Source organism: Streptomyces sp. NPDC050548 (genome assembly GCF_044457385.1).
Lineage (GTDB): Bacteria > Actinomycetota > Actinomycetes > Streptomycetales > Streptomycetaceae > Streptomyces.
Window position 1 is genome coordinate 428244 of record NZ_JBITGV010000002.1, and the last position, 22514, is coordinate 450757.

Consider the following 22514-nt stretch of genomic DNA (forward strand, 5'->3'; position numbering starts at 1 on the left):
AGTGGCGATGACCGCCTTCGAGATCGAACCCGGCCGCCTGTTCGTCGGGGGGCAGTGGCGCGAGGCCGCCGACGGAGCGCGCACCGAGGTGGTCGACCCGTCCCGGGGCCGGGTCGTCACCACCGTCGCCGAGGCCGGCCCCGCCGACGTGGACGCGGCCGTCCGCGCCGCCCGCGAGGCCTTCGACAGTGGCCGCTGGTCCGGCCTCAGCGGTCGCGAACGCGGCCGGATCCTGCACCGCGTCGCCGAACTCATCCGCGAGAACGCCGACGAACTCGCGCGGCTGGAGAGCCTCGACGTAGGCAAGCCCATCACTCTGTGCCATGCCGTCGACGTCACCAACGCGGCCAACGACTACGAGCACTACGCCGCCCTGGCCTTCTCCCTGGACGGCTCGACCCGCGACACCCCGCTCAACGCCCTCGCCTACACCAAGCGCGAGCCGCTGGGCGTGGTCGCCGCGATCACTCCCTTCAACTTCCCCCTGATCCTTGCCGGTTCGAAGCTCGCCCCCGCCCTCGCGGCCGGCAACACCGTGGTCCACAAGCCCGCCGACGAGACCCCGCTCAGCGCCCTCTACATGGCCGGACTGCTCCAGCGCGCGGGCGTCCCGGACGGTGTCGTCAACGTGGTCACCGGCACCGGACCGGTCGCCGGGGAAGCCCTGCTGCGGCACGCGGGCGTCGACAAGATCGCCTTCACCGGCTCCACCGCCGTCGGCCGGCACGCCGCGAGCGTCGCGGGCGAGAACCTCAAGCCCGTGACCATGGAACTCGGCGGCAACGCGGCCCACATCGTCTTCGAGGACGCCGACCTGGAGAAGGCCGTCGGCGCGGTCATCAAGGGCTTCGTCTTCAACACCGGCCAGTTCTGCATGGGCGGCCCCCGCCTCCTGGTCGCCCGCCCCGTCTACAGCACCCTCCTCAACATCCTCGCCGACGCCGTCCCCGGCGTACCGCTCGGCGACCCCCGGCTGCCCGAGACCGTCGTCGGCCCGATGGCGGGGGAGAAGCACCTCAGGAAGGTCGAGGAGTACGTCGACCTCGCCCGCAAGGAGGGCGCCCGCATCGTCTGCGGCGGCGAACGCCTCGACCTCGACGGCGGCTACTACTACAAGCCCACCGTCATCGCCGACCTCGCGAACGACTCCCGGGTGATCCAGGAGGAGATCTTCGGCCCGGTCCTCACCGTGCAGCCCTTCGACACCGAGGACGAGGCCGTCGAACTCGCCAACTCCACGCCCTACGGTCTGGCTTCGGGCGTCCAGACCGGCAACCTCGCCCGCGCCCACCGCATCGCGGACCGGCTCCAGGCGGGCATCGTCTGGGTCAACGACTGGGCGATGCTCGACCCCAACGTCCCCTTCGGCGGCGTCAAGGACTCCGGCTTCGGCCGCGAGTACGGCCCCGAGGGCCTTGCCGCCTACACCCGGACCAAGTCCGTCGTCGTCTCGCTCGACTGACCACGCCCACCAAGGAGTTTCTGCGATGTCCACCACCACGCGCGCGGCCGTCGTCGAGTCGCGCGGCGCACCCTTCACGCTCACGGACGTCGAACTGGCCGAGCCCGGCCCGCACGAGGCGCTCGTCCGGGTCGTCGCAACTGGCCTGTGCCACACCGACCTCGGGGTCGCGAGCGGCGCACTGCCCTTCCCGCTCCCCGGAGTTCTCGGTCACGAGGGCGCCGGTGTCGTCGAGGAGGTCGGCTCCGCCGTCACCGGAGTAGCACCCGGCGACCATGTCGTGCTGTCCTTCACGTCCTGCGGCGACTGCCGCAACTGCCAGGGCGGACACCCCGCCTACTGCGCGACCTGGCTGCCGCTGAACCTCATCGGCGGTCGACGCTCCGACGGCAGCAGCACCATCAGGCGGGACGGGGAGCCCCTCGGCGGACACTTCTTCGGCCAATCCTCGTTCGCCGAGCGGGCGTTGGTCGACGAACGCAGCCTCGTCAAGGTCGACCCGGACGTGCCGCTGGAGTCGATCGCCCCGCTGGGCTGCGGAGTTCAGACGGGGGTCGGTGCCGTCTGGAACGTCCTCAAGCCCCGGCTCGGTGACACGGTCGTGGTGCTCGGTGCCGGAGCGGTCGGCCTGTCCGCCGTGATGGCCGCCGCACTCACGCCCGCGACCCGCATCATCGCCGTCGACAAGATCGCCGAACGCCTCCTGCTGGCAAAGGAGTTGGGCGCCACCCACACCGTCAACGCCCGGGAGGCCGACCTCGGGGAGACCCTTGCCGTACTGACGGACGGACACGGCGCCGACGGCATCGTCGAGACCACCGGCAGTGTCGCCGTCCTCCGCCAGGGCGCCGACGCGCTCGCCGCCCGGGGCACCCTGGTCGTCGTAGGAGCCCCGCCGTTCGGAAGCGAAGTCGCCCTGGACGTCAACGGGTTGATCCCCGGGAGGCGGATCGAGGGCCTCACCCTCGGCGACAGCGAGACGCAGAGCTTCATCCCCGCGCTCGTGCAGCTGGTGAAGGAGGGGCGGCTCCCGCTGCACCGCCTGATCACGACCTATCCGTTCGCGGACATCGACCAGGCGGTACGGGACATGAGCGCCGGCAAGGCGATCAAGCCCGTGCTCACGTTCTGACCTGTTCGCTCGGTCAGTCGACCGTCAGCACCAGCTTGCCCGCAGTGCGGCCGGTGGCGCCGAGCGCGTGTGCCTCGGCGGCATCGGCCAGCGGGAAGGACCCGGCGATCGTCGCGCGCAGCTTGCCCGCCTCGACGAGTTCCGCGACGGCCTCCATGTCCGCGCGATCGGCGTCGACCAGCATGCGGACCGCCCGCACGCCGAGCCGCTCGGCCTCCTCGTAGAAGTCGTCCTTGCCGATCGGAACGATCGACACCACGACCCCGCCCGGCCGCAGCACACGCAGCGACTTGAGTCCGGTCTCGCCGCCGAGCGTGTCCAGGACCACGTCGACGTCCTTCACGGCCTCGGCGAAGTCGGTCTCCCGGTAGTCGATCGCCTCGTCCACACCCAGCTCGCGCAGGAAGTCGTGCTTACCCGCGCTCGCTGTGCCGATCACGTACGCGCCGCGTGCCTTGGCGATCTGCACGGCCACATGCCCGACCCCGCCGGCCGCCGCGTGGATCAGCACTCGCTGTCCCGCCCGGACGTCCGCGTTCTCCACCAGGGCCTGCCACGCGGTCAGTGAGACGAGGGGCAGCGCGCCCGCCTGGACGTGGTCGACCGCGGCCGGCTTGTGGACGAAGGCGCGTGCCGGGGCGGCGACGTACTCGGCGTGGGAGCCGTGGCCCCACGGGTAGGACAGCATCCCGAAGACCTCGTCGCCGGCCTTGAAGCGGGCGACGCCGACACCGACGGCCTCGACGACGCCGGAGACGTCCCAGCCGAGGACGAAGGGCGGTTCGCCGAGGAATCCGCCGGTCTTCCGGTGCTTCCAGTCGGTGGGGTTGAGTCCGGCGGCCCGCACCTTGATCAGGATCTCGTTGGCGCGCGGCGCGGGCCGCTCGACCTCGACCACTTCGAGGACCTCGGGACCGCCGAGGACGTGCTGGCTGACGGCTCGCATGGTGTTCACAGTGCTCATGGTCGACCAGCCTGCCGGGAGCCGCCCGACAAGAAAATGGCACGATGGCCAACCTTCGATAGAATCGTGCCATGCGGCATGTGGAACGGGTGGTGGTCCTGGCGCTCGACGGCGTCTACCCCTTCGAGCTGGGCATCCCCAGCCGTATCTTCGGCGCCGCCGACGGCCGCTACGAGGTGCTGACCTGCACGGTCGACGGCCGTCCGGTGCGCACCAACGCCGACTTCTCGATCGCGGTGGAGCACGGTCCGGAGATCCTCGAAACGGCGGACACGGTCGTGGTCGCCTCCATGGCCACCCCGCGCATCCCCGAGGGACTGCCCGCCGAGATCGCCGCCGCCCTCGCCCGGATCCGCCCGGACGCACGCATCGTCTCGATCTGCACGGCCGCCTTCGTGCTCGCCGCCGCCGGTCTCCTCGACGGCCGCCGGGCGACCACCCACTGGCAGGTCGTGGACCTCTTCCGAGCCCGGTATCCGCAGGTCGAACTGGACCCTGACGTGCTCTTCGTCCACGACGGCCGGATCCTCACCTCGGCCGGCGCGGCCTCCGGAGTCGACATCTGCCTGCACATCGTGCGCACGGACCACGGCAGCGAACTCGCCAACACGGTCGCCCGCCGCTGTGTCGTCCCGCCCTTCCGCGACGGCGGCCAGGCCCAGTACATCCAGCAGCCGGTCCCGGACTCCGGCGCCACCAGCACGGCCGCCACCCGCGACTGGGCCCTCGGCCACCTCGACGAACCCCTCGCCCTGAACGACCTGGCCCGCCACGCCGGCATGAGCCTGCGCACCTTCGCCCGCCGCTTCAACGACGAGGTCGGCCTCAGCCCCGGCCGCTGGCTGATCCAGCAGCGGGTGGCCCGCGCCCGCGACCTGCTGGAGGCCAGCGACCTGTCGGTCGACCAGATCGCCGGCCGCGTCGGCTTCGCGACCGGCGCGTCCCTGCGTCAGCATCTGCACGCGGCGATCGGGGTCTCCCCGCAGGCCTACCGGCGGACGTTCCAGGAAGCCCGCTGAACCCGAACGTTTCGGCCCGCCCCCACGTCGTAGGAACGACACACGAGGGGGAGAGCATGCGCAGAGGGCTCACGGCGGTCGCCGTGCTGGCGGCCGTGACGGCCGTCGGGTGCGGTACCGACGGGGACGGGAAGGACGTCGTGGTCGCGGGCACCCCGCCTGCCACGCCGTACGCCGGACCGCTCTACGTACCTGCCACCGGCGCCGACAAGTCTGGTGCCGCCGGCCGGGCGCTGGAATGCGACGGAAAGATGTACGAGAGCGGAGGCGCCGAGGCCTGGAGCGAGGGCGACGGCGGCAAGACTCCCGAGGGCGGTCTGCGGGCGTACTTCAACATGGAGCAGCCGGACGTGCCGCGCACGGGCTACCGCGTCGAGCGCGAGTCGGACGGGCGCGTGCTGTTCTCCTACGACGTCGACGGCCGTACGAAGGTCGCCGTCGTCGTCGCCAAGGACCGTAAGAACAGGCCGGGTTGGGGCCCGGAGTCCAGCGCCTCCTGTGATCCGGCCGAACTCCCGGCGGGCTTCGCCGAGGCGCACGGATATGAGATCTGGACCGACCGGGACGGGCATCGTGTGGCGACCACGGTGGTGAGCAGCTCGGTCGGGGCCGCGCACTGCGACTGGCAGACGGCGCACTTCCTGCAGACCGGTCGGGGAGCGGACGGCAGGACCTATGTCCGCGATCCCGAAGGGTTGTTCTCGACGGAGACGCTCTCGGCCCCCTACGACGGCGACGTCCGTATGCCCGCAGGGGCGCGCGACACCGGATACCGGTTCCACGACTGGCAGTTGTGGTTCACCCCGGACCGGTCGACGGCGTACATCCGTACCTCCGACGGTGTAGAGGCCTGGCCCTCGGCACCGTCCGGCATCGCCTGTCAGTGAGCCGCCGTCACCGGCTCATGTGCAGGGCGACCAGCAACTGCCATACCTGGTCGGCGATTTCCTCCGCCGTGCCGTCCAGCAGCCCGTGCAGCCAGTCGGCCAGCACCCCGCCGAAGGTCCCGGCGACCGCCGAGGCGACCAGCGGGGCGTCCGCCGCGCCCGCGAGTTCGCGCTCGCGGAGGCTGTAGGCGCGCAGGTCCCGGTGCAGGACGCGGCCGAGCGGACCACCGCCGCCCGGGCTCAACAGGGCGCGGTACAGGGCCGCGTGGGGGAGCAGGCCGGCGAAGAACTCCGGCAGCGCGGGCGGCGCGTGCACCGGGTCGGGCCGTCCGCGCCAGGCGTGCAGTGCCTCCACCGCGTCCCGTACGACGTCCGCGCAGGCGTCGACCGCGAGCGCCTCCAGGCTGTCGTAGTGGACGTAGAACGTGGCCCGGCCGACCCCGGCCCTGCGCACCAGGGCGGCGACGCCGACCTCCTCCAGAGGGTGTTCGGCGCACTCGTCGAGGAGGGCCTGGCGCAGCCGTGCCCGGGTGCGGGCGGCCCGCGGGTCCTCGGGCTCGGCGCGGCTCACTGGGAGATGAGCACGGCCGCCAGGGCGAGCGCGCCGGGCAGCGCCTGCGCGAACAGGATGCGCCGGTTCGCCGTCACCGCGCCGTAGACGCCCGCGACCACGACACAGCTCAGGAAGAACACCTGGGCGCGGAAGCCGGTCGGGTCGGCGGCGATCAGGCCCCAGATCAGACCCGCGGCGAGAAAGCCGTTGTACAGCCCCTGGTTGGCGGCCATCGGCGCGGTGGCTCTGGCCATCTCGGGGTCGAAGCCGTGCAGGCCGCGCCCGGGCTTCTTCTGCCACAGGAACATCTCCAGCACCAGGATGTACAGATGCAGCGCGGCCACCAGGCCCACCAGCACGTTCGCGAGCGTTTCCACGATCAGCCGACCCCTCGTCGTCTTGGACAGATGTCCACTATAGCTGGACACCTGTCCATCAATAATCGCTTCAGGCCGCGTACACCTCCGCCCCTCCCACATAGGTGAGCGCCACCCGCGTCTCCGCGATCTCCTCCGGCGGACCGGCGAACGGATCACGGTCCAGGACCACCAGGTCCGCCAGCGCGCCCGCCGCGACCCGGCCGGTGTCGTCGAGATGGTTCGCGTACGCCGAACCCGCCGTGTACGCCGTGAGTGCTTCCGCGAGCCCGATGCGCTCGTCGGGCAGGAACACCGGCCCGGTGCTTCCGGGTTCGACCCGGTTGACCGCGACATGGATGCCGTGCAGCGGATCGGGACTGCTCACCGGCCAGTCGCTGCCCGCCGCGAGCGTGGCCCCGGAGCGCAGCAGCGCCCCGAACGGGTACTGCCACAGGGCCCGTTCGGGTCCGAGGAACGGAATCGTCAGCTCGTCCATCTGCGGTTCGTGCGCCGCCCACAGCGGCTGGATGTTCGCGACCGCGCCGAGCCGCGCGAACCGCGCCACGTCGTCCGGGTGCACCACCTGAAGGTGCGCCAGATGCGGCCGGGTGTCACTCGGCCCGTTCGCCGCCCGCGCCGCCTCGACCGCGTCCAGCGCGTTCCGTACGGCCCGGTCGCCCAGCGCGTGGAAGTGGCACTGGAACCCGAGCGCGTCCAACTCGGCGACGTAATTGGGCAGTTGGTCCGGATCGATGAAGCTGGTGCCCCGATTGCCTGTGACGCAGCCGCACTTGTCGAGATAGGGATCGAGCAGGGCGGCGGTACCGGTCTCGGCGACCCCGTCCAGCATCAGCTTCACGCTGCTCGCGCGGAACCGGCCGTGGCTCAACGCGGCCCGCCGCTCGACGAGTTCGGGGATCTGCTCGGCCCCGCGCTCCCGGTCCCACCACAGCGCGCCGACCACGCGCGCGGTGAGCGAGCCGTCGCGGGCGGCGGTCAGATACGCGTCCGACGGATCGGCCATCCCCGCGAACTTCCCGACGATCGCGTCCTGCCAGGCCGTGATGCCGAGCGCGTGCAGATGCCGCTGGGCGTGCAGCAGTGCGGCCAGCCGGTCGGCGGGTGTGGTCGGTGGGGTGAGCCTGCCGACCAGCTGCATCGCCCCCTCCTGGAGCGTCCCGGCCGGCTCGCCCGCCGCGTCCCGCTCGATCCGCCCGTCCGCCGGATCGGGCGTGTCCCGCGTGATGCCCGCCAGCTCCAGGGCCCGGCTGTTGACCCAGGCGCCGTGATGATCCCGGTTGAGCAGATACACCGGCCGGTCCGGTACGACCGAGTCCAGCAGCTCCTTCGTCGGCGTACCGCCCTCGAACGCCTCCATCGACCACCCGCCCCCGGTGATCCACTCCCGCTCGGGATACGCGTCCGCGTAGGCACGCACGGCGGCGAGCGTGTCCTGTGCCGTCTTGGTCCCCGTCAGATCGCACTGGGTCAGCTCAAGCCCCGCCGGCACCGGATGCACATGCGCGTCCTGGAACCCGGGCAGCAGCAACCGCCCCGCCAGATCGACGACTTGAGTGCCAGGACCGGCGAGGTCGTGCACCTCGGCATGTCCTACGGCCGTGATGCGGTCGCCGGTGACGGCCACGGCGGTCGCCGTGCGGCCCTCGGGGGTGAGGACGGGGCCGTTGGTGAAGAGGAGGTCTGCGTGCATGGTCCGTTTCCTTGCGGGGGTCATGAAGAGGTGGCGAGCAGTTGCGGCGCGTCGGCGTCGGTGCCCCGACCGGACTGGAAGTAGGGCGACTTGCGTACCCATTTCGCCCAGGCGGCGGCCACGAAACCCGACGCGATCATCGCGGCCGGGGTGAGCAGTAGGAACCAGCCGTTGTCCGCGCTGACTTCGAGGTGGTCGGTGGAGGTGTAGAAGGACCAGGCGAGGTAGCCGCCGAGCCCCAGCAGGCTCAGGGCGCTCAGCGTGGGCAGCACCACCGCGCGGACGCCCTGCCGCCAGTCCTCCTGGAGGAGGGAGCGGAAGCGTACGGCGGCGGCGAGGGCGGTGAGGGCGTAGGAGAGGGCGACGACGATGCCCACGGCGTTCACCGTCGCCATGATCATGTCGGCGAGGCGCGGGATCACCAGCGCCAGAGCGGCGACCGCCGTCGCCAGCGCGCCGATCAGCAGGGTGCCGAGGGCCGGAGTGCCGTAGCGCGAACTGACTTTGGACCAGACCGGCCCGAGCGTACGGTCGCGGCTCATCGCGAACATGCCCCGGGCGGTGGGGATCACACCGGCCTGGAGCGAGGCGACCGCCGAGAACATCAGGGCCACCAACGGCAGCGCGGCGAGTGGCTGGGAGGCGAGGCGGTCGCCGAAGTAGGCCAGGCCCTGGGCGCCGTGGCCCGCCAACTCGCCCTCGGACAGCACCCGTTGGAAGGCGATCGAACCGAGCAGGAACAGCCCCAGCATCGTCACGAGCGTGATGAGACCGGCGCGGGACGCGTCGCGCGGGTCGCGCACCTCCTCGTTCACGGTGAACGCGGCCTCGAATCCCCAGTAGCAGAACACCGAAAGGAGCAGGCCCTGCGCGAGCGCCGACGCCGAGGGGATCGCGAAGGGGTCGAACCAGCTCAGGCTGAAGGCGTGCGGGCCGGTGACGATGCCGTAGCCGCAGAAGCCCAGCAGGACGACGTACTCGAAGACCAGCAGTCCGGTCTGGAGGCGGGCGGCGGTGCGGACGCCGGTGACGGCGGTCAGGGTGACGGCGACCAGGACGACGATGCCGACGGCTGTCGTCTGGGCCGTCGAGCCCGGGTCGAGGGCGAGGCCGGCCACCGAGTGCACTCCGGCCTCCCCGGCGAGCTGGATCATGGCCGAGCCGGTGACCGCCGTGGTGTACGCGAGGAACGCGATCGTCGCGACGATGTTCACCCAGCCGACCAGGAAGCCGAGCCACGGGGTGAGTGAACGGCCCACCCACACATAGCCGTTGCCCGCGTTCGGCTCGACCTTGTTGAGCCGGGAGTAGGCGCCCGCGATGCCCAGGATCGGCAGGAACGCCAGCAGCATGATGGCCGGCAGATGCAGCCCGACCACCCCGGCGGTCACACCCAGACCGATGCCGATGCTGGTGGTCGCGGCGGTGCTGGACGCGGCGATGGCGACGCCGTCCAGCAGACCGAGGGACTTGCGCAGTGCGGGCCCCGACGGGGGTGGCGTGTCGATCATGGCGTGCTCTCCGCTCGCACCGGGGGGCCCGAACGGCCCCGGTGAACGCACATGAAACTGCGCGGGCCCTTAACAGGTCAACGCTGTTGTCATAAGGTGCGGGCAGCCGGAACCGAGCAGCGAGGAGGTCGTCGTATGAGCGAGCGTGTCGTCCCGGCCGCCGACCGGCGGCGCAGACGCCCCACCAAGCAGGGCGTGGTGCTGTCCGAGGAACTGATCGTCGAGACCGCGCTGAGGCTGATCGAGGAGCACGGTGCCGAGGCCCTCTCCGTGCGCCGTCTCGGGCGCGCCCTCGGCGCCGACCCCAGCTCCCTGTACCGCTACTTCCGGCACACAGACGACCTGATGCTGGCCGTCGCCGACGAGCTGATCGGCCGCACCCTGCGCACCTGGCGGCCCACCGGCGACTGGCTGGCCGACCTGCGCGACCTGGGCCTGCGCATGCACGCGGGCGCGCTCGCGCACCCGCGAGCCGCGATGCTCAGCTCCTACCGGGTGACCGGGCGGGTGTACGAGATCCAGGCCGTGGAGACGATCCTCGGGGTGCTCCGCGGGGCCGGTTTCCCCGATGCCGACGCGGTGCGGATCTATCACGCCTACGTCGACCAGGCCCTCGCCTTCGGCGCCCTCGACTCCGCGAACACGGCGCTGCCGAAGTCCGCCCGCGAGGCGGAGGCCGCCGTATGGCAGGCGATGTACGCCCGGCTGCCCGCCGACACCCACCCGCACATCGCGGCCACGGCCCGCCATCTCGTGGCCACCATGCGGCACAGCTCCTACCCGGCCGCGCAGGACCTGCTGCTGAGCGCGGCGGCGGCGCGGCTCGCCGAGATCCGGGCCGGGGAGCGGGCGCTGCCTACGAGGAGCGCGGGGCGAAGTCCGTCGTCGTGAACGCGGCCCGGTCGCCGGACGTCGTGCCGTCCGTGATCCACCAGCGGGTGGCGCGCTCGCCGTAGAAGCCGAACCTGGGGTCGGCGCCCCAGTTCAGGATCAGTTCGTCCTTGCCGTCGCCGTCGAAGTCGGCGGCCCCCACGGGCCGGGCGTGCCGCCACTTCGCGGGGATCTGCCTGCCGTCCGCCGTCGCCGGTCCGTTGCGCAGGACAGTGGTCCGCCGGGCGCCGTCGACGAGTGTGGCGCCCGTGTAGGTGGCGACGAGGATGCCGTCCCGGCCGTCGCCGTCCGGGTCGGCGGCCGCATAGTCACCTGGCCCGTAGTCGGTGCGCGCGGAGCGGGGCGCCTCGGGCAGGCGGTACGTCACCAGTGTGCCGCCGTCGCCGGGATACACGGCGAGCGAGCCGTCGACATCGGCCGGCTCGGTCTCGTAGCCGGGCTCGTCGTTGCGGCTGCCGTCGTCGCCCACGGCCACATCGCGCTGCCCGTCGCCGTCGAAGTCACCGAACGCGTGGGCGTTCCCGCTCCTCAACTGCCGTGTCGAAGCGGACAGTTGAGCACCGCGCCGGGCCGTGTAGAGCGTGTTGCCGGACTGTTCGCCGTCGCCCACCGCGTGCAGCAGCAGCGAGGTCGCGCGGGGAGTGCCGGACGGGTCGATGGTGTCGGCGATCAGTTCGCCGTCCGCCCAGGGGAGGCTCGTGTCGGTGCGGGCGGGCACGCCGGAGCGTGAGAACGGGCCGTAGAGCACCACCATCGAGGAGCGGTTGTACGCGAGGCCGGCGAGGTCGTGGTGCCCGTCCCCGTCGAAGTCCCCGCGCACCAGGGACCGTATGCCCAACGTGCTTGCGCTCCGCGGCAGTTGAACCGGTGTGGCGGAGGCCTTCGCGGTGGATCCGCCCCAGGTGACGTACGGGACGGTGCGTGGGGCGACAACGTTGCCGTCCGGGACCATCGAGCCCTGGACGGACGTGACGAAGTCCGGGAAACCGTCGCCGTCCAGATCGGCCGTCGTGACATCCGCGGCGGACACCGAGTCCTTCGGCGTCAACAGTTGCTTGCCCGGCGCGGGCAGGCCCAGGTCGCCGCGCCCGAGGACCGAACGCGTCGACGGGACGAGCCCCTTGGCCGACCCGTAGACCACACCGAGCCGTTCGTCGAGGGCGTCCTCCCCGCCACCACCGACCGCGACCGGCACCACGAGGTCGCGATGTCCGTCGCCGTTGATGTCGTCGGGATCCTTGGAACCCTTGCCCAGCGCGGGAGTTCGGCTCGCGGCGGCCGTGCCCGGACCGTCCGAGGAGGCCGACGGTCCACGGGCGGCGGTGCCGTCACCGCTCCCGCAGCCGCTCAGCGGAGCGAGTGCGGTACAGACGGCGAGGGTCACTACGGCGATACGCGGCTTCATCCGCCCCACTCTCGCATCCCCTGTCACACCCGAACCAGGGGAGTCGTGCGGTCGTTGCGCTTTCGTTGATCGCGACGGACCGTCGGCGTCATCGGCATCAACCGGCCGAACGGGGATACCCGTTGAGTGCGTGGCAACCGAAATCGACGCTTGCGCGCCTGAATTCTCGGAGGAACCATGGCACTCGTGACCGCAAGCTTCGTGGTGCTCGACGCGGGCGAGCCGGAGAAACTCGCCGTGTTCTACACGGAGTTGCTCGACGGCGAACAGACGGACATCTCGCTCGACCAGGTGGAGATCAGGGGCGCCGACGGCACCCGGCTGGCGTTCCGCCGCGACGCCGGCGCCATCCCGCCGAGCTGGCCCCGCGCCGAGAACAACCAGCAGGTCCACCTGGACTTCCTGGTGGAGGACCTGGACGAGGCGGAGCGCAGGATCATCGGCCTCGGCGGACGCGCGCTGGAGACCAAGGACATGCCGGGCCCGTACCAGGAGCGCGTGTACGCGGACCCGGCCGGCCACTCCTTCACCATCCGCCCGGTACCGTCCACGACGTCCGAGTAGGGCTGGGGCCCCTCAACTCCCTTACTCCCGGCCGCCCTTGTCCTTGGCCGGCCAGACACCGGTCGAACGCTCGATGGCCTTCGCGCCGGTACGGTCCGCCGCGCTGCGTGCCACCGCGAACAGGGCGCCCTGGAGCGCGGCGGCGAACAGGATCTCGCCCCAGCCGCGGTTGCGGTCCAGCGGGTCGGGGGCGTCCTCCTCGTGCCGTATCGCCTTCCACGTGGCCCGGAAGGCGCGGCCCGCGAGGGCGCCGCTCACCACGCCCAGGACCAGGCCGACGGGCTGGTAGACGAGGGGGAGTTTCATCTTCTTGCTCTTGGCCACGGGGGTCTCCTTCTGCGCACGCGCGGGTCGGCACCCTGACGGTGCCATTGAAACCGGGGGTTCGGAAGAGGGACCAGCGGGCAGCGGAAAGCCCCGCCGCGACGGGGCTTGGATTCAAGGGGGAGCGCGGCGGGGCCTGAACGTCGGGTGCCCGGCGGGCACCGGTTCATGCGCCTCGGAACAAGGAACTTCCCGGCGGACGCGGAACGGCTCCCGGCGTCAGCTTCCGTCGGCCGGTTCGAGGACGAAGACGGGGATCTGCCGGTCCGTCCTCGTCTGGTACTCGGCGTACGGGGGATACGCGGCGACCGCCCGCTCCCACCACTCGGCCTTCTCGTCGCCGGTGACCTCGCGGGCCGTCAGGTCCCACTTCTGCGGGCCGTCCTGAAGCTCCACCCGCGGGTCGGCCTGGATGTTGAAGTACCAGACGGGGTGCTTGGGCGCGCCGCCCTGCGAGGCGACCACGGCATACCGTCCGTCGTGCTCGACCCGCATCAGCGGGGTCTTCCGGATCTTCCCGCTCTTGGCGCCCACGGTGGTCAGCAGGATGACGGGCAGACCCGTGTCCATCAAGGTCGTGCCCTTGGTGCCGCCGGAGCTCTCGTACAGCTCGACCTGGTCGCGCACCCACTGCGTCGGGCTGGGTTCGTACTCGCCCTCAAGAGGCATGGCATCCGTCCCATCTCGCGTTCTACGGCTGTCTCGCACCGGAATTCAACACCAGCGGGCGCGCGATTCATCCACACCGCGACTCTCTTCGGCCACGGCCCCTCCATCGGGCGATGACGTCGGAGGTAATCGCGCCGATGCGGCCCCTCCGGCACAGTCGGCACCCCGCGCCACCGCCGGACGATCACTGGACGAGAGAGGGCACCCGCATGTCCGCGACCCCGAGCACACGCACCGTCGTAGAGGACCTGCTGCACCGCATCGGCCACGCCGAGCCCGAGCACATCGCGGAGCTGTACGCCGAGCACGCCGACTGGAAGCTGAACTGGCCCGAGGACGAGCACGGCCGGGCCGCCACGCCGTGGATCCGGCACCGGGCCGGCCGCGCCGACGCCGCCGCGCACTTCCGGGACATCGCCGCCCATCACCTGCCGGGACGGGCGGACACGGAGATCGAGCGTGTCCTGATCGACGGCGCGGACGCGGTCGTCCTCGGCGAGATCCGGCTGACCGTCAGGTCCACCGGACGGCCGTATCGCGCCAGGTTCGCCCTGCATCTCACCGTCCGGGACGGGCTGATCGTGCGTCACCACGTGTACGAGGACAGCCTCGCCGTGGCCCGTGCCTTCAGCGGCGGACCGGGTGGGCGGTGACCGGGGCCGGGGGAACCGGACCGTCAGGTTCAGCCAGATTGTAGGGACCACCGATCTGGCCGAACTCAAGGTGGCTCCATAGGTGCCTCGGGCATCTAATGAAGATCGGCACGACGCACTCTTCGTCTGCGAGGTCTTCCATGACGGATCTGACGGATCTGACAGCTCCGACCGACCTGACCGAACCCGTCGCCTTCCCCCAGAGCCGCACCTGCCCCTACCACCCGCCCACCGGCTACGACCCCCTGCGCGCCGACCGCCCGCTGACCCGCGTCACCCTCTACGACGGCAGCCCGGCGTGGCTGGTCACCGGCCACGCCACCGCCCGCGCGCTCCTCGCCGACCAGCGCCTGTCCTCCGACCGGAACCGCCCCGGCTTCCCCGCCACCAGCCCCCGTTTCGCGGCGTTCCGGAAGCGTACGGCCGCACTCGTCGGCGTCGACGACCCCAAGCACCGCACCCAGCGCCGCATGATGATCCCCGGCTTCACCGTCAAACGCGCCACGGCGCTGCGGCCCGACATCCAGCGCATCGTCGACGAACGGCTCGACGCGATGATCGCCGGGGGCGGGCCCGCCGACCTGGTGCCCTCGTTCGCGCTCCCCGTGCCCTCGATGGTGATCTGCGCCCTGCTCGGCGTCCCGTACGCCGACCACGAGTTCTTCGAAGCGCAGTCCCGGCGCCTGCTGCGCGGCCCCACGGCCGAGGAGAGCCAGGACGCACGCACCCAACTCGACCACTATCTCGGCGAGTTGATCGACCGCAAGCAGCGGGAGCCGGGCGAGGGACTGCTGGACGATCTCGTCCGGGAGCAGTTGAACGAAGGCGCCCTGGACCGGGACGAGTTGAGCGCCCTCGGCCTCATCCTCCTTGTCGCGGGGCACGAGACGACCGCCAACATGATCTCCCTCGGCACGTTCACGCTGCTGCGTCATCCCGAGCGGCTGGCCGAACTGCGGGCCGATCCACGGCTGTTGCCGGACGTGGTCGAGGAACTGATGCGGTCGCTGTCGATCGTGGACGGGCTGATGCGGCTGGCCGTCGAGGACATCGACGTGGACGGCGTCACGATCCGGGCCGGCGAGGGAGTGCTCTTCTCGACCTCGGTCGTCAACCGCGACGAGGCCGTCTACACCGCCCCGGACGCCCTGGACTGGCACCGGCCCGCCCGCCACCACATCGCGTTCGGCTTCGGCATCCACCAGTGCCTCGGCCAGAACCTGGCCCGCGCCGAACTGGAGATCGCCCTGCGCAGCCTCTTCGACCGGCTGCCCACGCTGCGTCTGGCCGCACCGGCGGAGAAGATCCCCTTCAAACCGGGCGACACGATCCAGGGGATGCTGGAACTCCCCGTGACCTGGTAAGAGGCTGCGCTCCATGCACACCGAAATCCACATCGACAAGGACCTCTGCATCGGGGCGGGCCAGTGCGCCCTGGCCGCCCCGGGCGTCTTCACCCAGGACGACGACGGCTACAGCACGGTGCTGCCCGGAAAGGAGGACGGCGCCGGCGACCCGATGCTCCGCGAGGCGGCCCGCGCCTGCCCGGTCACCGCGATCACGGTGACCGAACCGGCGACGGGCTGAGCGGGGGCCGCCGTAGGAGCAGGAGCAGGAGCAGGAGAAGAAGCAGGAGCAGGAGGTGGCCGGGCCGCGCGGCATCGCCGTACGACTCGGTCAGCCCGCAGCCCCCAGTACGGCCACCTCGACACCCCTCAGCCGCCCCCGGTCCGCGATCACCTCGTACGCCGCGACCCGTCCGTCCTCGACGGTCACCCGGAGAGCGAGCAGCAGCCGCCCGCCCGGAGCGACCACCAGGCCCACGTCACCGTCGACGAGGGCGAGCGCCGCGAACCGGGCGCGGTCGTGCAGCAGCACTGTCCCCTCGGCGACCGCCCGGGCCCCGCGCAGCTCGGCCGGGACGCCGGGCGGCAGCGCGGCGGGCTCCGCGTACCGGACCACGTCAGGGGCCAGGACGTCGAGCAGCGCGCCGAGGTCACCGCCCCGCGCGGCGGCGAGGAAGGCCGCGACGACCTCCCGGTGCCGGTCCAGCTCCGCGCCCGGCACCACCGGTGTGCCCCGCACCTTGTGCCGGGCCCGGCTGGCGAGTTTCTTCGCGGCGGGCAGCGAACGGTCCAGCACCGCCGCGATCCGGTCGAACGGCACCGCGAACAGATCGTGCAGCACGAACGCGACCCGCTCGGCCGGTCCCAGCGTGTCCAGCACGACCAGCAGCGCGAGCCCGACCGAGTCGGCGAGCACGGCCTCGTCCTCGGGCAGCTCACCGGCGCTGGGCTCGGGCGGTTCGTCGCCGTACGGATCCTCCCGCCGGGACGCGCGGGCGCGCAGCATGTCGAGGCAGATACGGGAGACGACCGTCGTCAGCCAGGCGGCGAGGTTGTCGATGTCGCCGCCGCCCGCGCGGCTCAGCCGCAGCCAGGCCTCCTGGACCGCGTCCTCCGCCTCGGCGAGCGAGCCCAGCATGCGGTGGGCGACGGCCCGCAGTCGTCCGCGCTCCGCCTCGAACCGCTCGGCCAGTTCGTCGTGCCCGTGCATGGGTCACCTTTCCTCGTCGTGCTCCGTCACCTCTCCGACGCACCCGAACCGACCGAGGTGACCACACCATGCTGTTGCACATCGACTCCAGCGCCGACACCACCGCCGACTCCGTGACCAGGCAACTCACCGAGACCTTCGCGCGGACCCACGGCCCGGCGGACCACCGTCACCGCGACCTGTCCGCCGAACCGGTGCCGCCGATCACCCCCGCCTACACCACCCTCGGCCGCCGCGTGGAACGCGAGGGCTTCGTCCCGCCGGCCAAGGTCCCCGCGCTGATCGAGAACGACGACGAGCGGCGCGAGTGGAACCTGACCCGCCCGTACCTCACCGAACTCCTCGCCGCCGACACGCTGTTGCTCGGCGTCCCGATGTACAACCTCTCGATCCCCGCGAGCCTGAAGGCATGGATCGACCGCGTCACCTTCCCGGGCGCGCTCACCGATCCCGACACCGGTGAGAGCCTGTTGCGCGACACCCGGGTGGTGGTGGTCATGGCCCGCGGCGGCGGTTACGGCCCCGGCACCCCGCGCGAGCACTTCGACTTCCAAACGCCTTATCTGCGGGCCTACTTCGGCAACCTGGGCGTACCGCCGGAGCACCTCCACCTCGTCGTCGCCGAGCTGACCCGGGTCGACGTCATGCCTCAGCTGGCAGGCCTGGAGGATCTGGCGGCGGCCTCCCTCGCCCGGGCCCGCGCCACGCTGACGGCACTCGCCGCCGCCTGACCTCAGCGGGCCCCCAACAGCGACCGGACCGCCTCGCGCGCCTCCGCCGCAGGCTCCGTGCTCCCGGTGATGCCCGCCGTGACCATGGCCCCCTCGGCCAGCAGGAACACCTGCCCGGTCAGTACGGCGGGCAGCCCGGCGTCCGCCACGAGAGCGGCGAGATAGTCGCGGAACGCCCGCTTGTGCGCCCGGACTTGGGCCACCACCCGCTCCGAACTCGCGCCGAGTTCGCCGTAGGAGTTGATCCACGCGCAGCCACGGAAGTCCGCCTCGCCGAACCACTCCTCAAGCCAGTCGAAGACGGCCGGAATTCGCTCCCGTGGATCATCGTGCCGCTCGACGTGCTCGGCGAGGCGTGCGCGCCAGCGCAGGTCACGCCGTTCGAGATACGCCTCCACCAACTGGTCCTTCGCCGGGAAGAGTTGGTAGAGCCGCTTGAGGGAGAGCCCGGAGGCGGTGCGGACGGCGTCCATGCCGACGGCCTGTATGCCCCGGCCGTAGAACAGCTTCTCGGCGGCGTCCAGCGCCTGCTCCCGGGCGACTGCGCTGTCCATGAAACGACCCCTCCTTGACGTGAGAACGACCGTTCTCTACGTTAGCAGTCGTCCGGAGAACGCTCGTTCTCTCCCTGTTCCCCGCTCTGGAGACGACCATGGCCGACCGCCCGCCCCTCCCGCCCTTCACGCGTGAGACCGCCGCCCAGAAGGTGCAGGCGGCCGAGGACGCCTGGAACACCCGTGACCCGCGCCGCGTCGCGCTCGCCTACTCGGAGGACTCGGTCTGGCGCAACCGCGACACCTTCGTCACCGGCCGCGCCGCGATCGTCGACTTCCTCACCGCCAAGTGGGAGCGGGAGCACGAGTACGCCCTGCGCAAGGACCTCTGGGCCTACGACGGCAACCGCATCGCGGTCCGCTTCCAGTACGAGTGCCGGGACGCCGACGGACAGTGGTGGCGGTCGTACGGCAACGAGCTGTGGGAGTTCGACGAGCACGGGCTGATGACCCGGCGCGAGGCCAGCATCAACGACACGCCTATCGAGGAGAAGGAACGGCGTGTGTTCGGTGCGCGCCCGGAAGCCGAACGCGGGCGGTCGTTCCCGCTTCAGTAGGCTCCCCGGGTGACCGAACAGGAGTCGAAGCCCTTCCTCTACGTCGTCGTCTGCGCCGCCGGTATCGCCGCGGACGTCACCGAGCTGATCGCCGCCGCACAGGCGCGGGACTGGGAGGTCGGGGTCATCGCGACGCCGGTCGCGATGGGCGGCTTCTTCGACACGGCCGCCGTCGAGGCGCAGACCGGTCGGCCGATCCGTTCGGCGTGGCGAACTCCCGGTGATCCGCGGCCCTTTCCGCCCCCGGACGCCGTGATCGTCGCGCCCGCCACCTTCAACACGATCAACAAATGGGCGGCCGGTACGGCGGACACCCTCGCCCTCGGCACCCTCTGCGAGGCGTACGGCCTCGGTGTCCCGACCGTCGTACTCCCTTGTGTGGCCGACACGTTGGCCGCCCACCCCGCCTACCGGGCGAGCCTGGCCCGGCTGCGCGAGATGGGCGTCCGCTTCGGGGAGCCGTACTCCGGCGCGGCCCAAGAGGACGGCGGGCGGCCGGAGTTCGGCTGGGCGAAGGCGCTGGACCTGCTCTAGGAACAGGTCACGGTCGGCCCGGCGAGCATGCCCCCGGTGTAGAGCGCCTGCCCCTGGGGCATCCAGTAGCCCAGTTTGGAAACCACCGTGGAACAGCGGGATGTGAGCGCGACCCGGACCACCACGGTGTCCGGGTGCCCCGGCTGGAGATCGGTGAGTGCGCAGTCCAGGGCGTGCGGGAGCCGGTCCTGTGCGGGGTGGCGGCCGATCAGCGGGTTGACGCAACGGGTGTCGGTCGTGGTCAGTTCCGCCCCCGTGCCCTCCTCCGCGATGAGCCCGAACCGCGCGCTGCCGTCGCCCTCGTCACTGTGCCGCTGAACCGTGTAGGTCAGCGTGGTCACGGAGTTCGGCGCGAGCGTGCTCCGGTCGACCTCGATGCCGTGCGTCGCCTTCGGCCTGGGCGCGGTCAGCGTGAGCGTCGCGCGGACGGTGCCCTCCACATCCACTCCCTCGGGCATCGAGCGGACGCGCACGGTGGCCGTGAAGTCGTACGTCCCGGGCCCCGGATACTGCCCCGACCCGGGCAGCGTGCCGGACGCGACCGTCTCACCGGCCCGCCGCGCGGTCCAGGTGCCCGAGGTGCGGCACGCGTAATGGACGGTCGACCGGAGCTGCCGGCAGGTCGCGGGCGCCGAGACCGCCATGGTCGGCGTGCCGCTGCCCGCGCAGAGGCTGACCATGGCATGCGCTCCGTGCGGACCGTGGAGGGTGCCCGCGGACGCGCACAGCGTCGACGGCGGCTCGGGCGGGGGCGGCGCCGGATCGGTGTCACCCCACGCGGGCGACACCAGGGCCAGCGGCAGCACGGCCGCCCCCAGCAGGATCCTCAGTCCGGTCCAACGTCTCGGCACGGTGTTCCTCCCGTACGGTCACGACCGGCCGGGCGCCGGTCGTCCGCACCGAGGATGCGCACCCGCGCGGGCCGCCCGACCGCTCCCACGCCGCGCGGCCGGGGCCGGTCACACCAACGCCGGACGCCGGTCGGCGCCCGGGGAGCGCGACGCCCGCGGCTCTCCGAGTGTCCGCACCACGAGGCCGGTGACGGAGACGCAGGCATTGTCGGGGGCCGCGCACATGCCCGACTTCGAGCACTCACGAAGTCGTACGCTCCAAAGCGGTACCGAACTCGAAGGCAGGAGCAGCAACGATGCAGTACGTGAAGCTCGGTTCGACCGGCCTGGACGTCTCGCGGATCTCTCTGGGCTGCATGACCTACGGACTTCCGGACCGCGGCACCCACGAGTGGACCCTCGACGAGGAGGCGTCGCGTCCGCTGATCCGGCAGGCGCTGGAGGCCGGGATCAACTTCTTCGACACCGCGAATGTCTACTCCGACGGCACCAGCGAGGAGATCACCGGCCGGGCACTGCGTGACTTCGCGCGCCGCGACGAGGTCGTGCTCGCCACCAAGGTGCACGGCCGGACGCACCCGGGACCCAATGGCGCCGGACTCTCCCGCAAGGCGATCATGGCGGAGATCGACCACAGCCTCGAACGCCTCGGCACCGACTACGTCGACCTCTACCAGATCCACCGCGCCGACCCGCACACCCCCGTCGAGGAGACCATGGAGGCGCTGCACGACCTGGTGAAGGCGGGCAAGGTCCGCTACATCGGGGCGAGTTCGATGTTCGCCTGGCAGTTCGCCAAGCACCAGCACATCGCGGAGCGGCACGGCTGGACCAAGTTCGTGTCCATGCAGAACCACTACAACCTCCTCTACCGCGAGGAGGAGCGCGAGATGCTGCCGCTCTGTGCGGACCAGGGCGTCGGAGTGCTGCCCTGGAGCCCGCTGGCGCGGGGCCGCCTCACCCGGGACTGGGGCACCACCACCGAACGCAGCAGCACCGACAACTTCGGCAACCGCCTCTACCAGGACGGCGACCGGACGATCGTCGAGGCGGTCACCCGGATCGCCGGCGACCGGGGTGTCCCGCGCGCCCAGGTCGCCCTCGCCTGGCTGCTGCACCAGGGCACGGTGGCCGCACCGATCATCGGCGCGGCCAAGCCGCAGCACATCGAGGACGCCGTCGCCGCCGTGGAACTGGAGCTGAGCGACAAGGAGATCGAGGAGCTGGAGCGGCCCTACATTCCGCACGCGATCAGCGGCCATTCCTGACGCGTCGTCAACATGCCTGTTGTCAGGGTGAGTTGATACGAAGGTTCAGTGCGGGCCGTGCGGTGCGAACTCCGTGCCGCACGGTCCCGCTCCGGCGCTCTCCGCGAGCGGCACCCGTTCGCCGCTCATCGTGATCGTGCGGTAGAAACTCCCGATCCGGTCGGCCGAGCGGCCCACGTAGTGCCCGATGAACGAACGGCGGAAGCGGTCCGCGCTGCGATTGGGCTGCGAGCCGTGCACCAGGCTGCCGTTGAAGAACAGGACGTCCCCGGGCGTCATGTCGACCGGCACCGCGGAGAGTCCGGGCGGCGGGGGAACGTACTCGCGGGCGAAGGACACCCCGGGATCCGCCTCCTCGGGGCAGAACACGTCCATGCGATGGGTGCCGGGCACGACCTCAAGGCCGCCGTTGTCCCGGTCGATCTCGTCGCAGGCGATCCACGCGGCCACACAGGTGCCGGGCTCGGCCCGCAGATAGAAGTTGTCCTGGTGCAGCGCCTGGCCCCGCGCCCCCGGCGGCTTGAAATAGAACATGCTCTGCGCGGCCAGCACCTCTTCGCCGAACAGGGTTTCCAGGACGTCCCGCAACCGCGCGTCCAGCAGGAAACGCAGGGCGAGGTCGTCGATCTCGTGCGGGTGCATCACCCGGGGGTATGCGAGCAGGGGATCGCCGCTCGGGCGCGGCGCGAAGTGGCCGGGCACCGGACCCGCCGCGTGCAGTGCCGTGAACCGGGCGCGGAGCCGGTCGATTTCGTCGTGGCCGAACAATCCGCGCACGACCGTGAACCCGTCCTCCTCGAACGCGTCGATGTCCGTGGCTGTCATGCGGGACCTCCTCGGTGTGGTGTCACTCCACAGTGTCAGGAGGCCGGGCGCCCGCCTATTGGTTGGCCGTGAACTCCCTCGACGGTGCGGGGGTGGCAGGTGTCAACTCCCGTGACGGCAGGGTCCGGTCGGGCAGTGGGCCCGGCGGTTCGAACATGACCTGGGAAGACGGGAGGAGCGGCGGTCGTCCCGCCCGGTGTGCCGGACACACCCGGCTGCCCCCGGCCAATGGTTTTGGGATTTCCCGTGTGGATACGGTGGCAATCTCATAACGGACCCCATTGACGAATCGTCAAATGAAGGGTGCCGGAACGCAATGCACAAAACGGTGGGAGACCTTGTTCCGTCTCGCTGACCTGTGCAAAGGTGTGCCTGTCGGCGTGCGGACATTAGATGATTCCCCTCTGCACGCACGAGGCCGCTCCCGTACGCCACCCCCTTGCTTCAAAAGAGCTGCCCCAGGCGGATGTTGGAGATGCCATCAATCGGACGGGCGGACCCTGTCGGCTCGTCGGCACAGTCGCATACCCGCCG

General features: G+C 71.3%; 25 protein-coding genes. 13 read left to right on the top strand and 12 right to left on the bottom strand.

Annotated features, from left to right (window positions below; all coding sequences use genetic code 11):
* Positions 1-7: 7 nt before the first annotated feature.
* Together ACIBJH_RS07785 and ACIBJH_RS07790 are read left to right on the top strand one after the other, a co-directional pair.
* Positions 8-1462 carry an aldehyde dehydrogenase family protein gene (locus ACIBJH_RS07785; RefSeq protein WP_399115949.1) on the top strand — a complete coding sequence of 485 codons (1455 nt, stop codon included), beginning with the start codon at positions 8-10 and terminating at the stop codon, positions 1460-1462.
* Positions 1463-1487: 25 nt separating this feature from the next.
* Positions 1488-2594, top strand: coding sequence for an NAD(P)-dependent alcohol dehydrogenase (locus ACIBJH_RS07790; protein ID WP_399115950.1), 1107 nt, complete (start codon positions 1488-1490; stop codon positions 2592-2594).
* 13 nt (positions 2595-2607) lie between these two features.
* On the opposite strand, the gene ACIBJH_RS07795 is transcribed toward ACIBJH_RS07790, so the two are convergent.
* Positions 2608-3558 carry an NADP-dependent oxidoreductase gene (locus ACIBJH_RS07795; RefSeq protein WP_399115951.1) on the bottom strand — a complete coding sequence of 317 codons (951 nt, stop codon included), beginning with the start codon at positions 3556-3558 and terminating at the stop codon, positions 2608-2610.
* 71 nt (positions 3559-3629) lie between these two features.
* Between ACIBJH_RS07795 and ACIBJH_RS07800 the strand changes: the two genes are divergently transcribed.
* On the top strand, positions 3630-4577 hold the full coding sequence (locus ACIBJH_RS07800) for a GlxA family transcriptional regulator (RefSeq protein WP_399115953.1): 948 nt from the start codon (positions 3630-3632) through the stop codon (positions 4575-4577).
* A gap of 56 nt (positions 4578-4633) precedes the next feature.
* Positions 4634-5464, top strand: a complete 831-nt coding sequence (locus tag ACIBJH_RS07805) for a hypothetical protein (RefSeq protein WP_399115954.1) — start codon at positions 4634-4636, stop codon at positions 5462-5464.
* A 7-nt stretch (positions 5465-5471) separates the two neighbouring features.
* Here the strand turns inward: ACIBJH_RS07805 and ACIBJH_RS07810 are convergent, their stop codons facing one another.
* The 4 genes from ACIBJH_RS07810 to ACIBJH_RS07825 all read right to left on the bottom strand — a co-directional run bounded on the left by ACIBJH_RS07810 (position 5472) and on the right by ACIBJH_RS07825 (position 9598).
* Positions 5472-6035 (bottom strand): TetR/AcrR family transcriptional regulator, encoded by a 564-nt coding sequence (locus ACIBJH_RS07810; RefSeq protein WP_399115955.1) that lies wholly within the window; start codon positions 6033-6035, stop codon positions 5472-5474.
* Positions 6032-6394 carry a DUF1304 domain-containing protein gene (locus ACIBJH_RS07815; protein WP_200709930.1) on the bottom strand — a complete coding sequence of 121 codons (363 nt, stop codon included), beginning with the start codon at positions 6392-6394 and terminating at the stop codon, positions 6032-6034. The genes ACIBJH_RS07810 and ACIBJH_RS07815 overlap by 4 nt, the downstream gene beginning before the upstream one ends.
* Before the next feature lie 70 nt (positions 6395-6464).
* Positions 6465-8087, bottom strand: a complete 1623-nt coding sequence (locus tag ACIBJH_RS07820) for an amidohydrolase (protein ID WP_399115957.1) — start codon at positions 8085-8087, stop codon at positions 6465-6467.
* A gap of 20 nt (positions 8088-8107) precedes the next feature.
* Positions 8108-9598 (bottom strand): APC family permease, encoded by a 1491-nt coding sequence (locus ACIBJH_RS07825; protein ID WP_399115958.1) that lies wholly within the window; start codon positions 9596-9598, stop codon positions 8108-8110.
* Positions 9599-9733: 135 nt separating this feature from the next.
* On the opposite strand from ACIBJH_RS07825, the gene ACIBJH_RS07830 reads away from it, so the two are divergent.
* Positions 9734-10489, top strand: a complete 756-nt coding sequence (locus ACIBJH_RS07830; RefSeq protein WP_399115960.1) for a TetR/AcrR family transcriptional regulator — start codon at positions 9734-9736, stop codon at positions 10487-10489.
* Here ACIBJH_RS07830 and ACIBJH_RS07835 read toward each other — a convergent pair.
* Positions 10455-11894, bottom strand: a complete 1440-nt coding sequence (locus ACIBJH_RS07835; RefSeq protein ID WP_399115961.1) for an FG-GAP repeat domain-containing protein — start codon at positions 11892-11894, stop codon at positions 10455-10457. The genes ACIBJH_RS07830 and ACIBJH_RS07835 overlap by 35 nt on opposite strands.
* Positions 11895-12071: 177 nt before the next feature.
* Here ACIBJH_RS07835 and ACIBJH_RS07840 point away from each other — a divergent pair, with 177 nt between their 5' ends.
* The gene (locus tag ACIBJH_RS07840) at positions 12072-12458 is read left to right on the top strand and encodes a VOC family protein (RefSeq protein WP_399115962.1); all 387 of its coding nucleotides are present in this window, start codon (positions 12072-12074) and stop codon (positions 12456-12458) included.
* A gap of 21 nt (positions 12459-12479) precedes the next feature.
* On the opposite strand, the gene ACIBJH_RS07845 is transcribed toward ACIBJH_RS07840, so the two are convergent.
* Together ACIBJH_RS07845 and ACIBJH_RS07850 are read right to left on the bottom strand one after the other, a co-directional pair.
* Positions 12480-12782, bottom strand: a complete 303-nt coding sequence (locus ACIBJH_RS07845; RefSeq protein WP_399115963.1) for a DUF4235 domain-containing protein — start codon at positions 12780-12782, stop codon at positions 12480-12482.
* Between the two features lie 219 nt (positions 12783-13001).
* Positions 13002-13451, bottom strand: coding sequence for a nitroreductase family deazaflavin-dependent oxidoreductase (locus ACIBJH_RS07850; RefSeq protein WP_399115964.1), 450 nt, complete (start codon positions 13449-13451; stop codon positions 13002-13004).
* A gap of 209 nt (positions 13452-13660) precedes the next feature.
* Here ACIBJH_RS07850 and ACIBJH_RS07855 point away from each other — a divergent pair, with 209 nt between their 5' ends.
* The 3 genes from ACIBJH_RS07855 (at position 13661) to ACIBJH_RS07865 (ending at position 15691) form a co-directional block, all read left to right on the top strand.
* A complete protein-coding gene (locus ACIBJH_RS07855; RefSeq protein ID WP_399115965.1) occupies positions 13661-14104 on the top strand; it encodes a nuclear transport factor 2 family protein in 444 nt (147 codons plus the stop codon).
* Between the two features lie 140 nt (positions 14105-14244).
* Positions 14245-15468, top strand: a complete 1224-nt coding sequence (locus ACIBJH_RS07860) for a cytochrome P450 (protein WP_399115966.1) — start codon at positions 14245-14247, stop codon at positions 15466-15468.
* A gap of 13 nt (positions 15469-15481) precedes the next feature.
* Positions 15482-15691 carry a ferredoxin gene (locus tag ACIBJH_RS07865; RefSeq protein WP_399115967.1) on the top strand — a complete coding sequence of 70 codons (210 nt, stop codon included), beginning with the start codon at positions 15482-15484 and terminating at the stop codon, positions 15689-15691.
* Positions 15692-15781: 90 nt separating this feature from the next.
* Here ACIBJH_RS07865 and ACIBJH_RS07870 read toward each other — a convergent pair whose 3' ends face one another.
* Positions 15782-16660, bottom strand: a complete 879-nt coding sequence (locus tag ACIBJH_RS07870) for a sigma-70 family RNA polymerase sigma factor (protein WP_399115968.1) — start codon at positions 16658-16660, stop codon at positions 15782-15784.
* A gap of 68 nt (positions 16661-16728) precedes the next feature.
* Between ACIBJH_RS07870 and ACIBJH_RS07875 the strand changes: the two genes are divergently transcribed.
* Positions 16729-17391: an FMN-dependent NADH-azoreductase gene (locus ACIBJH_RS07875; RefSeq protein ID WP_399115969.1), complete on the top strand. Its 663-nt coding sequence runs from the start codon at positions 16729-16731 to the stop codon at positions 17389-17391.
* 2 nt (positions 17392-17393) lie between these two features.
* Here ACIBJH_RS07875 and ACIBJH_RS07880 read toward each other — a convergent pair whose 3' ends face one another.
* Positions 17394-17945, bottom strand: a complete 552-nt coding sequence (locus tag ACIBJH_RS07880; protein ID WP_399115970.1) for a TetR/AcrR family transcriptional regulator — start codon at positions 17943-17945, stop codon at positions 17394-17396.
* Positions 17946-18043: 98 nt separating this feature from the next.
* On the opposite strand from ACIBJH_RS07880, the gene ACIBJH_RS07885 reads away from it, so the two are divergent.
* Entirely contained in the window at positions 18044-18502 is a 459-nt protein-coding gene (locus ACIBJH_RS07885) for a nuclear transport factor 2 family protein (RefSeq protein WP_399115971.1), read from the top strand.
* A gap of 9 nt (positions 18503-18511) precedes the next feature.
* The gene (locus ACIBJH_RS07890; RefSeq protein ID WP_399115972.1) at positions 18512-19036 is read left to right on the top strand and encodes a flavoprotein; all 525 of its coding nucleotides are present in this window, start codon (positions 18512-18514) and stop codon (positions 19034-19036) included.
* Here ACIBJH_RS07890 and ACIBJH_RS07895 read toward each other — a convergent pair.
* A complete protein-coding gene (locus ACIBJH_RS07895) occupies positions 19033-19887 on the bottom strand; it encodes a hypothetical protein (RefSeq protein ID WP_399115973.1) in 855 nt (284 codons plus the stop codon). The genes ACIBJH_RS07890 and ACIBJH_RS07895 overlap by 4 nt on opposite strands.
* 296 nt (positions 19888-20183) lie before the next feature.
* Between ACIBJH_RS07895 and ACIBJH_RS07900 the strand changes: the two genes are divergently transcribed.
* Complete coding sequence (locus ACIBJH_RS07900) at positions 20184-21155, top strand: aldo/keto reductase (RefSeq protein WP_399115974.1); 972 nt, start codon at positions 20184-20186, stop codon at positions 21153-21155.
* A 45-nt stretch (positions 21156-21200) separates the two neighbouring features.
* Here the strand turns inward: ACIBJH_RS07900 and ACIBJH_RS07905 are convergent, their stop codons facing one another.
* Entirely contained in the window at positions 21201-21980 is a 780-nt protein-coding gene (locus ACIBJH_RS07905; protein ID WP_399115975.1) for a phytanoyl-CoA dioxygenase family protein, read from the bottom strand.
* Positions 21981-22514 lie beyond the last annotated feature (534 nt).

Coding starts and splice junctions, on each gene's coding strand:
- ACIBJH_RS07785 (WP_399115949.1), top strand. CDS start 8: ATGACCGCCTTCGAGATCGAACCCGGCCGCCTGTTCGTCGGGGGGCAG.
- ACIBJH_RS07790 (WP_399115950.1), top strand. CDS start 1,488: ATGTCCACCACCACGCGCGCGGCCGTCGTCGAGTCGCGCGGCGCACCC.
- ACIBJH_RS07795 (WP_399115951.1), bottom strand. CDS start 3,558: ATGAGCACTGTGAACACCATGCGAGCCGTCAGCCAGCACGTCCTCGGC.
- ACIBJH_RS07800 (WP_399115953.1), top strand. CDS start 3,630: ATGCGGCATGTGGAACGGGTGGTGGTCCTGGCGCTCGACGGCGTCTAC.
- ACIBJH_RS07805 (WP_399115954.1), top strand. CDS start 4,634: ATGCGCAGAGGGCTCACGGCGGTCGCCGTGCTGGCGGCCGTGACGGCC.
- ACIBJH_RS07820 (WP_399115957.1), bottom strand. CDS start 8,087: ATGCACGCAGACCTCCTCTTCACCAACGGCCCCGTCCTCACCCCCGAG.
- ACIBJH_RS07825 (WP_399115958.1), bottom strand. CDS start 9,598: ATGATCGACACGCCACCCCCGTCGGGGCCCGCACTGCGCAAGTCCCTC.
- ACIBJH_RS07830 (WP_399115960.1), top strand. CDS start 9,734: ATGAGCGAGCGTGTCGTCCCGGCCGCCGACCGGCGGCGCAGACGCCCC.
- ACIBJH_RS07835 (WP_399115961.1), bottom strand. CDS start 11,894: ATGAAGCCGCGTATCGCCGTAGTGACCCTCGCCGTCTGTACCGCACTC.
- ACIBJH_RS07840 (WP_399115962.1), top strand. CDS start 12,072: ATGGCACTCGTGACCGCAAGCTTCGTGGTGCTCGACGCGGGCGAGCCG.
- ACIBJH_RS07850 (WP_399115964.1), bottom strand. CDS start 13,451: ATGCCTCTTGAGGGCGAGTACGAACCCAGCCCGACGCAGTGGGTGCGC.
- ACIBJH_RS07855 (WP_399115965.1), top strand. CDS start 13,661: ATGTCCGCGACCCCGAGCACACGCACCGTCGTAGAGGACCTGCTGCAC.
- ACIBJH_RS07860 (WP_399115966.1), top strand. CDS start 14,245: ATGACGGATCTGACGGATCTGACAGCTCCGACCGACCTGACCGAACCC.
- ACIBJH_RS07865 (WP_399115967.1), top strand. CDS start 15,482: ATGCACACCGAAATCCACATCGACAAGGACCTCTGCATCGGGGCGGGC.
- ACIBJH_RS07870 (WP_399115968.1), bottom strand. CDS start 16,660: ATGCACGGGCACGACGAACTGGCCGAGCGGTTCGAGGCGGAGCGCGGA.
- ACIBJH_RS07875 (WP_399115969.1), top strand. CDS start 16,729: ATGCTGTTGCACATCGACTCCAGCGCCGACACCACCGCCGACTCCGTG.
- ACIBJH_RS07880 (WP_399115970.1), bottom strand. CDS start 17,945: ATGGACAGCGCAGTCGCCCGGGAGCAGGCGCTGGACGCCGCCGAGAAG.
- ACIBJH_RS07885 (WP_399115971.1), top strand. CDS start 18,044: ATGGCCGACCGCCCGCCCCTCCCGCCCTTCACGCGTGAGACCGCCGCC.
- ACIBJH_RS07900 (WP_399115974.1), top strand. CDS start 20,184: ATGCAGTACGTGAAGCTCGGTTCGACCGGCCTGGACGTCTCGCGGATC.
- ACIBJH_RS07905 (WP_399115975.1), bottom strand. CDS start 21,980: ATGACAGCCACGGACATCGACGCGTTCGAGGAGGACGGGTTCACGGTC.